Raw genomic sequence first — 13,038 nt, forward strand, 5'->3', positions numbered from 1 at the left:
TTTAGCCTACCCAGGGATGGATGGCTACGCCTTTCACCACCCGGTTGACCGTCCCGTTCGCGGAGGGCGTATCCGGCGTATTGCCGACGTGCAGGGATTCGCTGAGGGCGAAAGCCTGGGCGTATATCAGAAAGCAGAACGCCAGCTCGACGTCGGTAAACTCGCGCGCGGCGGGCAGCAGAATATGCGGCCCGGCGGTAACGGCGGCGTCCTGGCCGGCGGCGATGGCGACAACCCGCAGCGCCTCACCGTCGCGGCGCAGCTCGCTGAGCAGATCGAGATCGTACTGGCGGGTGTAGGGATGGCTGGAGACAAAGACCACCACCAGCGTCTCGCCGTTCACCAGCGACTTCGGCCCGTGGCGAAAGCCCGTCGGCGAGTCGTAAAAGGCGGCGACTTTCCCGGCGGTTAGCTCCAGCACCTTGAGGGCGGATTCGCGCGCGGCGCCCTGCAGGCCGCCGCTGCCGAGGTAGACCACTCGCGTCCACGGCTCGCGGCCGAAGACGTTGCCGCTGAAGTCGTCGAGACCGTTGAGAATGGTCTGGCAGCGCCCGGCGACGTCGCGAAAGCGGCGGCTGTTGACCGCATCCGGGGCGAAGACGGCGAGACAGCTTGCCATCATGGTGGTGATGCTGCTGGTCATCGCAAAGCCCCGGTCGTGGGTTTCCGCAGGCATCAGCAGCGCGAAGGCGTTATCGGCCTCCCGCGCGTTCTGGTACAGCGAGCCCGCCTCGTTACAGGTGATGGCCAGGTGGTAGCACTCGCTGACGAACTGGTTAGCCAGGTTGACGGCGGCGACGCTCTCCGGGCTATTGCCGGAACGGGCGAATGAGACCAGCAGCAGCGGGCTGTCGGTTTTCAGATAATCCATCGGGTTACTCACCAGATCGGTGGTGGCGATGGCGCTAAAGGTTTTCCCGGTGTGGCGCGAAAGCCAGGGGGCGATAATATCGCCAATAAAAGCGGAAGTGCCCGCGCCCGTCAGGACGATGCGCAGATCTTTTTTAGTGAGCAGCGGAGCCAGAAAAGCGTCGATCTGCTGGCGAATGCTGTCGATATGAGTCAGGGAGCGGATCCAGCTGGCGGGCTGCTGACGGATCTCTTCTTCCGTCCAGGTCCCGGTGCCGGAGAGCGTTTGCGTTTGCGGCATTACATCGTCCTTCTGTTGCGTGAAATCAACGGCAGGCATCATTGGTAAAAGATAAATGCTGTCTTTCGTTTTATTTCTCACGGTCAATTTTTGCGTTAAATAAAAATAAAATGAAGATTGAAATGATCTATTGTTAGTGAAACGAAAATATTGTCCGTAGCGAAGTTACGAATCCTTTCTATGGAAAGGAAAAGAAAGTAAAGCTACAGGGTTTGTGCCAGGCCCTGGGCCCGGAGCTTCTCCGGGCCCAGGCTATCGCTAAGGGCGCTGCTCATATGCCTTCCTCTGCCGTTTGCGCTTCCCGGCGGCGGTCCAGTTCGTCCACCAGGCTGGTCAGGCCGCGGTGGCCGCACTCCAGGGCCATCCTGCGAAACGCCTCGCTGCTGAGATCGTCCCGCTCCAGCACCATTTCCAGCATCAGCTGCAGATTGGTTCCGGCGATCACCTCCCGGCCCGGCTTCTGTATCGCCAGGGTGGAGGCCACGCGGAACGGCGTTCCGCCAAGCAGATCCGTCAGAAACACCACGTCCTCCAGCGGATCGAGGCGGGACAGCGCCTCCTCCATCTGTTGGGTGAGCAGGGCCGTCGTCGAGGCCTCCGGAAAATCGATCGCCACGAACTGCGGCTGCTCACCGAGGATCTGTTTCATGGCGGTTTCCATTCCGCTGGCGAAAGCGCCGTGACCCGTCAAAATAATACCCAGCATCTGAGACCTCTTTTCGCTTACAGGAAATGGCAGAATTTGCCGACGACGCCCAGCACCACGGTGATGCCGATCAGGCGCAGAGGGCTCCAGCCGCGGCGCACCAGCCAGAACATGGCCAGGGTATAGACCAGCGGCAGGAAGGCGGGCATCAGCTTATCGATGACGTCGCTCTGCAGCTTGACCACCGCATCGCCGGCGTTAATTTCAAGCGTGGTGCTGAGCCGCACGTAGGTTGCCACCAGGGCGCCAATCACCGTCATGCCGACGATAGAGGCCGCGTGGCCGACCTTCTTGGTGTTAGCCTTAATCAGCGGAATGGCCGCCACGCCCATCCGGTACGCGTAGTGGGCAAGGCCGAAGCGCAGGCCGAGGTGCACGACGTTAAACATCAGCAGGAACACCACCGCGCCGAGGATCGATCCCTGCAGCGCCAGGCTGGCGCCGATGCCGCCGCAAATCGGCAGCAGGGTCAGCCAGAACATGGCATCGCCGATGCCGCCCAGCGGCGCGCCGACGGCGATTTTGGTGCTCTGAATGCTGTTCACATCCTGCTTGGAGCGCTCCATTGCCAGAATGATGCCGATAACAAACGTCACCAGGAACGGGTGGGTATTGAAGAAGCCCATGTGTCCCTTCATGGCGCGGGCGAGGTCGCGCTTGTTGGTGTGGATCTTCTTCAGGGCCGGCAGCAGGCCGTAGAGCCAGCCGGAAGCCTGCATACGTTCATAGTTAAAGGACGCCTGCAGCAGCATTGAGCGCCACGCCACGCGGTTGATATCGCTGCGGGTCAGTCCGGCGCCGATTGTCTGGTCTTCATAGTCGTTGTCATTGTGGCCGCTGAGCAGCGTTTCTTCGCCATTATCAACGGCAGGCAGCGCGCTGTGATTAGATTCCATCTTCGAACTCCTCTTTCGGGGCTGCTGGGGTTTCCGCAGGCTTGCGCATCAGGTCAATCATCGCCATCGCCAGCGCGGCGGCGGCGATAGCCAGTACCGGCAGCTTCAGCCAGGCCGCCGCGACGAAGCCGAGAATGAAGTAGGGGATGTAGACATTCTTCATCATGATTTTCAGCAGCACCGCGAAGCCGATGGCCGGCATGATGCCGCCCGCCACGCCGAGGCCGTCAATCAGCCGCGCGGGTAGGACGTCAATCACCGTTTTGGCGTGATCGGCGCCGAAGTAAATCGGCAGAAAGGCGCAGAGAAAATAGAATATTCCGAGCGCGAGCATGGCCAGATAGTTCACCCGCTCAATGCCCGCGGTATCGGCGTTGGCCGCCATCCGGTCGCAGCGCGACATCACTCCCGACATCACCGAGAACAGGAAGGTGATCCCCATCTGCACGGCAACGGCGAAGGGGACGGCCACGCCGACCGCCACCTCCGGCTTGACGCCGGTGTTGATGGCGAAGGCGGTGCCGACGATGGTGCCGATAATGACGTTCGGCGGCTGGGCGCCCGCCAGCGGCGCCAGGCCCATCCACACCAGCTCCAGAGTGCCGCCGGTAAGAATGCCGGTATTCAGGTCGCCCAGGATCAGGCCCACCAGCGGGCCGAGCACCACCGGGCGGTGCATGTGCGTCAGGCCGTCGAACATATCCAGCCCGGCGATAAAGGCGAGCAGCCCCAGGGCCGCGGCCTGCAGTAAGCTGATTTCCATTGCTGGCTCCTCAGAGAAGTGTAAACAGGTCCTGGGCAGGCTCGGTGGGCACGCCCTGCACGAAGCACGCCACGCCCGCCGCCTTCAGGCCGTTAAAGGCGCTGATATCGTCCTGATCCACCGATACCGTTTTGGCAATCTGCCGCTTGCCGCTGGCGAAGTGCATATTGCCGACGTTAAGGCGGGTAATCGGCACGCCGCCCTCCACCAGGCGCAGGAAGTCCGCCGGGGTCCTGCACACCAGCAGGATCTTCTGCCGGTCGGCGGCGCGGTGAATGTTGTCGATGGTTTTCTGCAGCGACCAGAAGCGCGCGGCGATCCCTTCCGCCAGCACCATCTCCATCAGATTCTGCTGCACCGGATCTTCGGCAACCTCATCATTGGCGACCAGCACCAGGTTGGCGCCGGCGAAGCCGACCCACTGCACGCCAACCTGGCCGTGGACCAGGCGTTCATCAATGCGGCTCAGTACGATATTTGGCATTATTATTTTCCTCGCGTTTATTCGCCGGCACAGGCGGCGTGGTACTGGCGGATAACATCCTGAATATGGTCAATAATCAGCGCCTGCGGCGCGGCGGCGAGCCTGCCTTCGCGCACGGCGGTGTACTGCAGGGGCAGATACTGGCTGATAAGCGGCAGCGGTACCGGGGTATCGCCGAGATTGCGCACCAGATGGGCGAAGGCTTCATCAATGTGTGCATCCGGCCAGTAGTAGCGTATGCGGTCCGAATAGCTGTAGCTGCGGGCCAGGCGGCGGGTATTGCTGTCGCCGTGATAGTGGCTCTGCCAGTACTCGGGTCTGTCCAGCATCACGTCCTCCAGCACCTGGCGCAGGCTGGAGCAGGACTTCGCCGGGATCAGCTCCTCTTCGATGCCCGCCAGCGAGAACAGCGCCTCGCGCAGGGCGAAAGTCAGCGCCGGGCCCACTTTGAGGATCGCGAAGTGATCGACCACCAGCTGACGCAGCGACTGCGGGGTCTGATAGTCGGTAGAGTGGGCCTCGAACACCAGCGTCTCGTAGCTTTCGACCATCCTGCTGAGGGCCACCGCTTTCTCCGGGCGGTAGTCGATCACGCTGTTGTGGTCGAACTCGACGCCGGGCTGTACCACCAGGCCAATGATGCGCGGCCACAGCGCCGACAGGCCCTCGGCCTCAAAGGCATGGCGGTGGGCCCTGAGAGTGGCCGTTGCGGCCTCCGGCGTGGTGATCGCCAGCTCGCTGAGGGGTTCGTGGGCGCCGCCGGGCACCGGCACCTCGGTGCCGATGATGTAGACCAGATCGGCTTCACCGAACTGTTCAATGCAGGTCTCTTCAGCGATCTTCGCCAGCCGCGCGGCGCGGGCGGCGACGATCTCATCGGTGAGCGGCAGCGGATCGTCGGCGCAGGACATGCTGCAGTCGAGATGGATCTTTTTGAAGCCGGCGGCCACGTAGCTGCGGATAAGCTCTTGCGCTTTCTCCATTGCCGCCGCCGACGGTTCCCCCTGCCAGCGGTTCGGCCCGAGATGATCGCCGCCGAGGATCAGCTGTTCGCGCGGAAATCCGAGCCGGTCCGCCATCTGGCTGACGAAGCCAAAGAAGTCGGCGGGCGTCATGCCGGTGTAGCCGCCGAACTGATCGACCTGGTTGGACGTGGCCTCAATCAGCAGCGGGGCCTGCTGCTCTCTGGCGAACAGGATGGCGGCCTCCAGCACCAGCGGATGGGCGGAGCAGATGGCATAGATGCCGCCCGGTTTTCCCTGCTTGTGTTGAGCAACGATATCAATAAGATGTTTCACTTTCCTCTCCATAGTGGATTGTCTGGCAAATATCTTTCGTTTTATTTCATTTAATATCGCACCAGCCTGCGTCAAAAATAAAACGAAAGATAATGGTTTTCCGATCTGATTCACAAAAGAAACATAATGAAAGTCTATGACCCGCGAAAAAGGGCCATTTTTGCCACCGGAGGGGTCTTGCATTTCGCGATAAGAAAGGGGTTAATAGATAAATCGAAATGAAACGAAAGAAGCGGATAAAGGATCTTTTATGAGTAGTAGCGATACTGCTGCAGGTAAGCGCGTCTCCGGCACCAGCGAGAGGCGGGAGCTGATTATCCAGCGGCTGCGGCAGCACGGAAGCGTGCAGGTTAACGATCTCTCTGCGCAGTTTGGCGTCTCAACGGTCACCATCCGCAACGACCTGGCCTTTCTGGAGAAGCAGGGAATTGCGGTTCGCGCCTACGGCGGGGCGCTTATCTGCAGCGGCCCCACGCCGGGCGCAGAACCGTCGGTTGAGGACAAAAGCGCCCTCAATACAGCCCTCAAGCGCAAGATTGCGGCGGCGGCGGTGGCGATGATTAGCCCCGGCCAGCGCATTATCCTCGACTCCGGCACCACCACGTATGAAATCGCGCTGCTGCTGCGCGACCATCAGGATCTTATCGCCATGACCAACGGCATGAACGTCGGCAGCGCGCTGGTGGACGCCGAAGGCGTGGAGCTGCTGATGACCGGCGGCCACCTGCGCCGCCAGTCGCTGTCGTTCTACGGCGATCAGGCCGAGCAGTCGCTGCTCAACTACCACTTTGACACCCTGTTTCTCGGCGTCGACGCCATCGACACCGAGCGCGGGGTCAGCACCCACAACGAAGACGAAGCGCGGCTCAACCGCCGCATGTGCGAAGTGGCCGATCGCATCATCGTGGTGACCGATTCCAGCAAGTTCAACCACTCCAGCCTGCACAAAATTATTGATACCCAGCGTATCGACACCATTATTACCGATGAGGGGATCCCGGCGGAGAGCCTGCGGGAGCTGCAGCGCGCCGGCACTGAGGTGGTGCTGGTGAAGGCGTGATGCCGCCGCCCGGATAACGAAGGGTGACATCGCGCGTCAAACCCTCTATACTTCGCGCCGAAGCTGACCAGACAGTCGCCGCTGCGTCGTCGTCCTTTCGGGGAGACGGGCGCAGGGGAGGAAAGTCCGGGCTCCATAGGGCAGGGTGCCAGGTAACGCCTGGGGGGCGCAAGCCCACGACCAGTGCAACAGAGAGCAAACCGCCGATGGCCCGCGCAAGCGGGATCAGGTAAGGGTGAAAGGGTGCGGTAAGAGCGCACCGCGCGGCTGGCAACAGTTCGCGGCACGGTAAACTCCACCCGGAGCAAGGCCAAATAGGGGTTCATAAGGTACGGCCCGTACTGAACCCGGGTAGGCTGCTTGAGCCAGTGAGCGATTGCTGGCCTAGATGAATGACTGTCCACGACAGAACCCGGCTTACCGGTCAGCTTCACACTCTTCTGACAGCCGCTGAGGTGCTTTTCGGGTTACGAAAGCGCCTCAGCGGATGATCGCCTCTGGTCTTCTGTTTATTCCTGTTCTCAGAGTTAACTGTAAATGTTTGCGGAATATCTCTAAAAAATAAGAGAGTTATTTATTTTTACGTCATTCTCTTCAGCCGCCGGAATTATCCTTGGCGGCGATGGTTATTGTGCTGAATAAGTATGAAAACAGGCAGATCCGCTGATTGCTATCACCGTCCCGTGGAGTATATGCTCAAAATAATCACCTGCTTTGCAAGTCAAACAGGCGCAAGGAGTTATATCGTTTACAGGGAGAATCATGCATGGACTGCCCATATAAAACCGGCGCGGCAGATGCCGACGATCACCGTCAGCCTCTACCTGAACATTTGCCGCGGATAACCCAAAGCCGCGACCCGGTCAGCGTCGACTGCTGTCCGTACTGCCGGGGCGAGCTGATGTTTATTCGTAATGAGATAAGAGAGCGGCTGGTGTTTACGGCAGGCCGCTTTGCCGTTGAACAGTATGTTCAGCCGCTCTACCGCTGTCAGAAGTGTCTGCGGCTGGTGGAGGGGAAAATCTCTGCCAATACGGACCATTAGCGATGAGATGCGCCTGCCGCCTCCGGGCAGGCGCCGTTGGTTAGCTGCTGTGCTGGCTCTCCTGCTGAAGAATTTTATACAGCTCATCTTTGATCTGCAGTTTCTCTTTCTTCAGGGTAACCAGCTGCTGACCATACCCCTGCCCTTCGCCATTTTCGATTCGGGAAATTTGATGGTCAAGATCGTTATGTTTCTCAAACAGCGCCTGGAAACGCGGGTGGGTTGTTTTTAATTGCGAAATTAACGCTCGATATTCCGGAAACATATCTCTTCCTTGTTAATTGTGGTGAGGGTAATCCATATCCTGATAATAATTCCACGCGGTGCAACAATAATGAGAACGGTGTCGCATTTAGCACCTATTTGAAATTAACGCGCGGTTGTGCAAAGAAAGACGATTTAAATGCTGGGAGCAATAGCGTGAGCAAAAGAAGCGTTTAATTAAACGCCCTTTTACCCGATTTTATCTTCGCGGATAGCCTGGGCTACTGCTTCAGCGCATCCTCGGCGTTGCGCACTTCCGCATCGCTGACGATGGCCTCCAGTTCAGTAAGCATCTCTTCATAGCCAAACGCCAGCGGCGCCGGGGCGGGGGTTGCTTCCGGGATCGCTGGCTCTGGGACGTTTTTCGGCAGGCGTCGGCTCTTTTTACTCATCGTGACCTTCTGATGTTCATCCTTTTACACCGGTAAATCTATCAGCAAAGCGCGCAGCGGCGTATCGGCAACTAACGTAATGTTAGGCTCGTCACGAATAAATGCGCCGTCGCCGCAGGTGAGCGCCTTTTTCTCTTCCTGCGGCGTCAGCGCGTGGAAGGTGCCGTGTATTGACTGCAGATAGGCGCGGGCGCCGTGGATCTCAAAGCTAACCTGTTCGCCTTTTGCCAGCTCAATCTGATGAACCCAGGCCTGCTGGCGCAGTTGCAGGCTATGCTCGCTGCCGTCCGGAGAGGCCAGCAGCTGATGTACGCTGCTCTCCAGGGTCAGCTTCTGCACCGACGCATTCTCGCGCTCCGGGCAGGCATCAAGCCACAGCTGCATGCGGGTCAGGGGCTTATCTTTGCTGAGGTTGTGCTCGCTGTAGCTGACGCCGGGCTGGGTGGCCAGCAGCAGCGCTTCTCCGGCTTTCGCCTGCACGTGGTTGCCTTCGCTGTCGCGATACTCGGCTTCACCTTCCAGGATCAGATTAAGGATGTCCACCTTCGGATAAGTTCGGGGCTGGAACGAAGCGCCCGGCGCCAGCACTTCCTGATTGAGCACCCGCAGGGAGGCATAGCCCAGCAGTTTTGGGTCGAAGTAATGTCCAAATGAGAAGGTGTATCGAGCCTGCAGCCAGCCGAAGTCTGCTTGTCCACACTGTTTGGCCGTTCGGGTAGTAATCATATTTTGACCTCTCTTTACACTAAAACAATGGTAAAGGTATGGACGGTGCATTGTTAGCCAGATATTCTGCCCGGTATATTCAAATTTCCTGAATGAGAACAGCATGGCAAAAGAGAGAGCATTGACGCTGGAAGCGCTGCGGGTGATGGACGCTATCGATCGCCGGGGGAGCTTTGCCGCCGCCGCAGATGAGCTGGGACGCGTGCCTTCGGCACTGAGCTATACCATGCAGAAGCTGGAAGAGGAGCTGGACGTGGTGCTGTTCGATCGCTCAGGCCATCGGACCAAGTTCACCAACGTGGGCCGTATGCTGCTCGAACGGGGGCGCGTGCTGCTGGAGGCGGCGGATAAGCTGACCACCGACGCCGAGGCCCTGGCCCGCGGCTGGGAGACGCACCTGACGCTGGTGACCGAAGCGCTGGTGCCGACGGCGGCCTTTTTTCCGTTAATTGACAAGCTGGCCGTGAAGGCGAACACCCAGCTGTCGCTGATAACCGAGGTGCTGGCCGGCGCCTGGGAGCGCCTGGAGCAGGGGAGGGCGGATATCGTTATCGGCCCGGACATGCACTTTCGATCCTCGTCGGAAATCAACTCCCGCAAGCTTTATTCGGTGATGAACGTCTACGTTGCCGCCCCGGATCATCCTATCCACCAGGAGCCGGAGCCGCTCGCCGAAGTGACCCGGGTGAAGTATCGCGGCATCGCCGTGGCGGATACCGCCCGCGAGCGCCCGGTGCTGACCGTGCAGCTGCTCGATAAGCAGCCGCGCCTGACGGTCAGTACGATCGAGGATAAGCGTGCGGCGCTGCTGGCGGGGCTTGGCGTGGCGACGATGCCCTACGACCTGGTCGAGCAGGATATTGCCGAAGGCAGACTGCGGGTGATAAGCCCGGAATCCACAAGCCAGGTGGACATCATCATGGCCTGGCGGCGCGACAGCATGGGCGAGGCAAAGTCCTGGTGCCTGCGCGAAATTCCTAAGCTGTTTGCCGGACGATAGGGCCGACAGCAAATGAAAAAGGCGATCCGCGGATCGCCTTTTTTATGCTGCCAGCGCTTAGCCGAAGCGCAGATCGCGCCCGTGCGGTTCATCCAGATCCTGCCACGGACCGATGGAGATAACCCCGGTCGGGTTGATGTTCCTGTGGCTGCGGAAGTAGTGGTTGCGGATATGCGCAAAATCGACCGTCTCTGCAATGCCCGGCGTCTGATAGAGGTCGCGCAGGAAGCCGTGCAGGTTCAGATAGTCGCTGATGCGGTGCCTGTCGCACTTAAAGTGGGTGACGTACACCGGATCGAAGCGGATAAGCGTCGTCCACAGGCGGATATCGGCTTCGGTAAGCTGGTTGCCCGTCAGGTAGCGGTGCTGGCCGAGGATCTGCTCAACGCGCTCAAGGGCGTCGAACACGCCCGCGACGGCTTCGTCGTAGGCCTCCTGCGAAGTCGCGAAACCGGCTTTATAGACGCCGTTGTTGATACTGTCGTAGATCCAGCCGTTAAGCTCGTCTATCTGCTCGCGCAGCGCGGGCGGATAGTAGTCTCCCGCCCTGGCGCCGAGGGCGTCAAAGGCCGTATTGAACATGCGGATGATTTCTGAGGACTCGTTGCTGACAATCGTCTGCTGCTTTTTATCCCACAGAACGGGCACCGTCACGCGGCCGCTGTAGTGCGGATCGGCGTGCAGATAGAGCTGATAAAGAAATTCGTGCTGATAGAGGCTGTCGCCGGTGGCGGCCGGAAAGGTATCTTCAAACGTCCAGCCGTTCTCCAGCATCAGCGGGCTGACCACGGAAACGCCGATAAACGGCTCAAGCCCTTTCAGGCTGCGGACAATCAGCGTGCGGTGGGCCCAGGGACAGGCGAGAGAAACATAAAGGTGATAGCGGTCCTTCTCCGCGGCGAAACCGCCTTCGCCGGACGGACCCGCCGCGCCGTCAGCGGTCAGCCAGTTGCGAAAGGCCGAGGTGGAGCGCTTAAAGCGGCCCCCGGTTGATTTGGTGTCATACCAGACATCGTGCCAGACGCCGTCGATCAGTTGTCCCATACTTCTCTTCCTCTCTGGATGGCAAAAACGAGGACCTGACCTCGCTTTCTGGATTTCACTCAGTATATACCCTTCCTGCTTCGGGCAGCGGACGCGATAGCGTTCTGCTGCCCGAATTATTGAGGTATAGCTAACTTACCATTTTTTATTCAATACGCGGTCGATGCTGAACGCGCCGGGGCCGGTGATGGCCAGCAGCAGGTAGCCCCCCACGATGGTCAGGTTTTTCATGAACATCAGCGAGTTGACGCCATCCGCAAAATTGCTGTGGAACAGGAAAGCGGTCAGCAGCGTAAAGCCGGCGGTAAACAACGCCGTGGTGCGGGTCAGGAAGCCAAACAGAATGGCCAGGCCGCCGCCGAATTCAAGCAGGATGGTCAGCGGCAGCAGCGCGCCGGGAACGCCCATCGCCTCCATATACTGCTGAGTGCCGGCATAGCCGGTAATTTTGCCCCAGCCGGCGGTAATAAACAGGATTGGCATCAGAATACGCGCAGCCAGAATACCAACATCATCTAATTTTTTCATTTTCTCTCCAGATTGAGACAGTTTACTTCTGTTCGTTAAGTCCGCAATTCTTATGCAGAATTACGTGCTTGCTGTGTATGGCGAGGAGTGTAATGGTATGAGCAGGCAATTGTTATCGAGGAAAACTGTCCGCTTAAGTCAAAAAAATTGATTCTGTCAGAAGGGGGATCGCAGACAATAAAAAAGCGCCCGGAGGCGCTTTATCGCAGTGCGTCTGTTCAGCCGCGCAGCCGCTGCTTTTGCAGCGTCTTCTTGGCCAGTCGCCAGGCGCTCCAGATGCCAAAGCTGCGTTTAGCCCAGCGAACGGCAAAGCGCGGATGGCGCACGGACCAGATGGCCATGATGCTGCTGCCGACCAGCGCCCAGGAGCGCAGGTTCAGCAGCGCGTTCCAGCCGCGGTCGTAGCTGCTGGTGACGCGGTGCCAGTCTTTGCTGCAGCCGGCCAGATCGAGACGCTGCTGCTGGATCTGGCTGAGCAGCGCCGCTTTGCGCTGCTCAAGCTCGTGCCGGCTACTCACGGTCTTTCTCCAGCAGCGCCAGGTCGTTTGCCAGCTCTTTGCGGGTGTGGCGCAGCAGAGAAGCGCGCCGCGCTCTCACCATCGTCCAGACTCCGCCAATCAGCGCTAGCAGGAACAGCACCACAGTAGTGGCAATCATCGCATTCAGCCGGTACTGAGGATCGATAGCCCAGATAAGCAGGACCATCAGGCTCATCAGCCCAAATGCGGCGAACAGCAGCGTCAGGCCCAGCATCAGCAGCATCTGAAAGAGATTGGCTTTCTCCTCTTCCAGTTCGACGACGGCCAGCCGCAGGCGGGTCTCCACCATTTCGACGAGGATGGTCACCATCCGCTGCCCGATACTGAAGACGCCTTTACCCGGGCCCTGGGGTTGATGAGTATTTGCCATAATTAACGACGCGACAGCAGAACGCCGAGCACCAGACCCACAGCGGCGCCGATACCCACGCCCTGCCACGGATTATCGCGAACGTATTCGTCGGCGCGGGCCGCAGCTTCGCGGGTTTGCTTAGCAATAGCGTCGCCGGTTTCACCCAGGCGATAGCGGCTCTCTTTCAGCGCGCGTTCAGCTTTGCTGCGCAGCTTACCGAGCTCTTCTTTTGATTTATCGGTGGAGGTGTTCAGCACCTCTTCCAGCGTATCTGCCAGGGATTTCAGTTCTGCGCGCAGGTGTTCAGAATTATCTTTAGACATGATTTTCTCCAGTGTTAAACAAGTAAACTTCCTTTAACTCAGTAAGTGCGGGATTCGAGCTTTTTCAGCTCATCCCGGGCTTCGCTGAGCTTGTGTTCACGCTTGCTGATTTTATCCGCATCGCCTTTTTCCTTTGCTTCCGCCAGATCCCGGCGGCGCTCGGCAATCTCTTCCTTTTGCTCAGCGATTTTCTGCTGATGTTCAGCGCGCAGCTTGCTGTCGCTACAGTTCGCTTTCACTTCGCGCAGCGCCTTATTCAGACCATCAATGCGTCTCTGATTCTGATGCTTTTCGGCATAGCTGATTTCACGCTGAATATCCTGCTGCTTTTGCAGGCAGGGCGCAGAAGCCAGGGCCTGTGCGCTTAATGCTGCGAGACCAAATGCCAGAGCGATGCGGTATTTCATAGTAGGAACCTTCCATTGTGTAGCGGTAGCGCGTAGCACTATCCGATCCAGTCGATACTGT

General features: G+C 59.0%; 18 protein-coding genes and 1 other RNA gene. 4 read left to right on the forward strand and 15 right to left on the reverse strand.

The annotated features are described in order from the left end of the window. Position 1 precedes the first annotated feature (1 nt). The 6 genes from ENGE1_RS03025 to kbaZ all read right to left on the reverse strand — a co-directional run bounded on the left by ENGE1_RS03025 (position 2) and on the right by kbaZ (position 5,297). Positions 2-1,150, reverse strand: coding sequence for an SIS domain-containing protein (locus ENGE1_RS03025; RefSeq protein ID WP_048253802.1), 1,149 nt, complete (start codon positions 1,148-1,150; stop codon positions 2-4). Positions 1,151-1,421: 271 nt separating this feature from the next. Continuing rightward, positions 1,422-1,856: a PTS galactosamine/N-acetylgalactosamine transporter subunit IIA gene (agaF, locus tag ENGE1_RS03030; protein ID WP_064360541.1), complete on the reverse strand. Its 435-nt coding sequence runs from the start codon at positions 1,854-1,856 to the stop codon at positions 1,422-1,424. Positions 1,857-1,873: 17 nt separating this feature from the next. Beyond that, complete coding sequence (agaE, locus tag ENGE1_RS03035; RefSeq protein ID WP_064360542.1) at positions 1,874-2,752, reverse strand: PTS N-acetylgalactosamine transporter subunit IID; 879 nt, start codon at positions 2,750-2,752, stop codon at positions 1,874-1,876. Further along, entirely contained in the window at positions 2,742-3,515 is a 774-nt protein-coding gene (gene agaW / locus ENGE1_RS03040; protein WP_045287356.1) for a PTS N-acetylgalactosamine transporter subunit IIC, read from the reverse strand. The genes agaE and agaW overlap by 11 nt, the downstream gene beginning before the upstream one ends. Positions 3,516-3,525: 10 nt before the next feature. Further along, on the reverse strand, positions 3,526-3,999 hold the full coding sequence (gene agaV, locus ENGE1_RS03045) for a PTS N-acetylgalactosamine transporter subunit IIB (RefSeq protein WP_048253800.1): 474 nt from the start codon (positions 3,997-3,999) through the stop codon (positions 3,526-3,528). 17 nt (positions 4,000-4,016) lie between these two features. Continuing rightward, positions 4,017-5,297, reverse strand: a complete 1,281-nt coding sequence (kbaZ, locus tag ENGE1_RS03050; protein WP_048253799.1) for a tagatose-bisphosphate aldolase subunit KbaZ — start codon at positions 5,295-5,297, stop codon at positions 4,017-4,019. Positions 5,298-5,547: 250 nt separating this feature from the next. Between kbaZ and ENGE1_RS03055 the strand changes: the two genes are divergently transcribed. The 3 genes from ENGE1_RS03055 (at position 5,548) to ENGE1_RS03065 (ending at position 7,402) form a co-directional block, all read left to right on the forward strand. Next, complete coding sequence (locus ENGE1_RS03055; protein WP_045287353.1) at positions 5,548-6,357, forward strand: DeoR family transcriptional regulator; 810 nt, start codon at positions 5,548-5,550, stop codon at positions 6,355-6,357. A gap of 59 nt (positions 6,358-6,416) precedes the next feature. After that, an RNA gene (gene rnpB / locus ENGE1_RS03060) (RNase P RNA component class A) lies at positions 6,417-6,793 on the forward strand. A 330-nt stretch (positions 6,794-7,123) separates the two neighbouring features. Next, entirely contained in the window at positions 7,124-7,402 is a 279-nt protein-coding gene (locus tag ENGE1_RS03065) for an IS66 family transposase zinc-finger binding domain-containing protein (protein WP_048253798.1), read from the forward strand. A gap of 40 nt (positions 7,403-7,442) precedes the next feature. Here ENGE1_RS03065 and ENGE1_RS03070 read toward each other — a convergent pair whose 3' ends face one another. The 3 genes from ENGE1_RS03070 to ENGE1_RS03075 form a co-directional block, all read right to left on the reverse strand. Next, positions 7,443-7,667 (reverse strand): YdcH family protein, encoded by a 225-nt coding sequence (locus ENGE1_RS03070; RefSeq protein WP_043080828.1) that lies wholly within the window; start codon positions 7,665-7,667, stop codon positions 7,443-7,445. A 220-nt stretch (positions 7,668-7,887) separates the two neighbouring features. Next, positions 7,888-8,058 carry a hypothetical protein gene (locus tag ENGE1_RS28945; RefSeq protein ID WP_098938361.1) on the reverse strand — a complete coding sequence of 57 codons (171 nt, stop codon included), beginning with the start codon at positions 8,056-8,058 and terminating at the stop codon, positions 7,888-7,890. Between the two features lie 24 nt (positions 8,059-8,082). Beyond that, positions 8,083-8,784 (reverse strand): pirin family protein, encoded by a 702-nt coding sequence (locus ENGE1_RS03075; protein WP_048253797.1) that lies wholly within the window; start codon positions 8,782-8,784, stop codon positions 8,083-8,085. A gap of 103 nt (positions 8,785-8,887) precedes the next feature. Between ENGE1_RS03075 and ENGE1_RS03080 the strand changes: the two genes are divergently transcribed. Continuing rightward, positions 8,888-9,784, forward strand: a complete 897-nt coding sequence (locus ENGE1_RS03080) for a LysR family transcriptional regulator (RefSeq protein ID WP_048253796.1) — start codon at positions 8,888-8,890, stop codon at positions 9,782-9,784. Between the two features lie 57 nt (positions 9,785-9,841). Here the strand turns inward: ENGE1_RS03080 and ENGE1_RS03085 are convergent, their stop codons facing one another. The 6 genes from ENGE1_RS03085 to ENGE1_RS03110 form a co-directional block, all read right to left on the reverse strand. After that, entirely contained in the window at positions 9,842-10,828 is a 987-nt protein-coding gene (locus ENGE1_RS03085; protein ID WP_043080825.1) for a glutathione S-transferase family protein, read from the reverse strand. Between the two features lie 135 nt (positions 10,829-10,963). Further along, complete coding sequence (locus ENGE1_RS03090; RefSeq protein ID WP_043080824.1) at positions 10,964-11,356, reverse strand: DoxX family protein; 393 nt, start codon at positions 11,354-11,356, stop codon at positions 10,964-10,966. Between the two features lie 218 nt (positions 11,357-11,574). Next, positions 11,575-11,874 carry a YqjK-like family protein gene (locus ENGE1_RS03095; RefSeq protein ID WP_043080822.1) on the reverse strand — a complete coding sequence of 100 codons (300 nt, stop codon included), beginning with the start codon at positions 11,872-11,874 and terminating at the stop codon, positions 11,575-11,577. Then, the gene (locus ENGE1_RS03100) at positions 11,867-12,265 is read right to left on the reverse strand and encodes a phage holin family protein (RefSeq protein WP_043080821.1); all 399 of its coding nucleotides are present in this window, start codon (positions 12,263-12,265) and stop codon (positions 11,867-11,869) included. Before ENGE1_RS03100 ends, ENGE1_RS03095 begins: the two co-directional genes overlap by 8 nt. A gap of 2 nt (positions 12,266-12,267) precedes the next feature. Continuing rightward, a complete protein-coding gene (locus tag ENGE1_RS03105; RefSeq protein ID WP_043080820.1) occupies positions 12,268-12,570 on the reverse strand; it encodes a DUF883 family protein in 303 nt (100 codons plus the stop codon). Positions 12,571-12,608: 38 nt separating this feature from the next. Beyond that, the gene (locus tag ENGE1_RS03110) at positions 12,609-12,977 is read right to left on the reverse strand and encodes a DUF1090 domain-containing protein (RefSeq protein WP_043080818.1); all 369 of its coding nucleotides are present in this window, start codon (positions 12,975-12,977) and stop codon (positions 12,609-12,611) included. Between the last annotated feature and the right edge of the window lie 61 nt (positions 12,978-13,038).

Origin of the sequence: Pluralibacter gergoviae ATCC 33028 = NBRC 105706 (assembly GCF_001598855.1) — a bacterium.
GTDB classification, from domain to species: Bacteria; Pseudomonadota; Gammaproteobacteria; order Enterobacterales; family Enterobacteriaceae; genus Pluralibacter; species Pluralibacter gergoviae.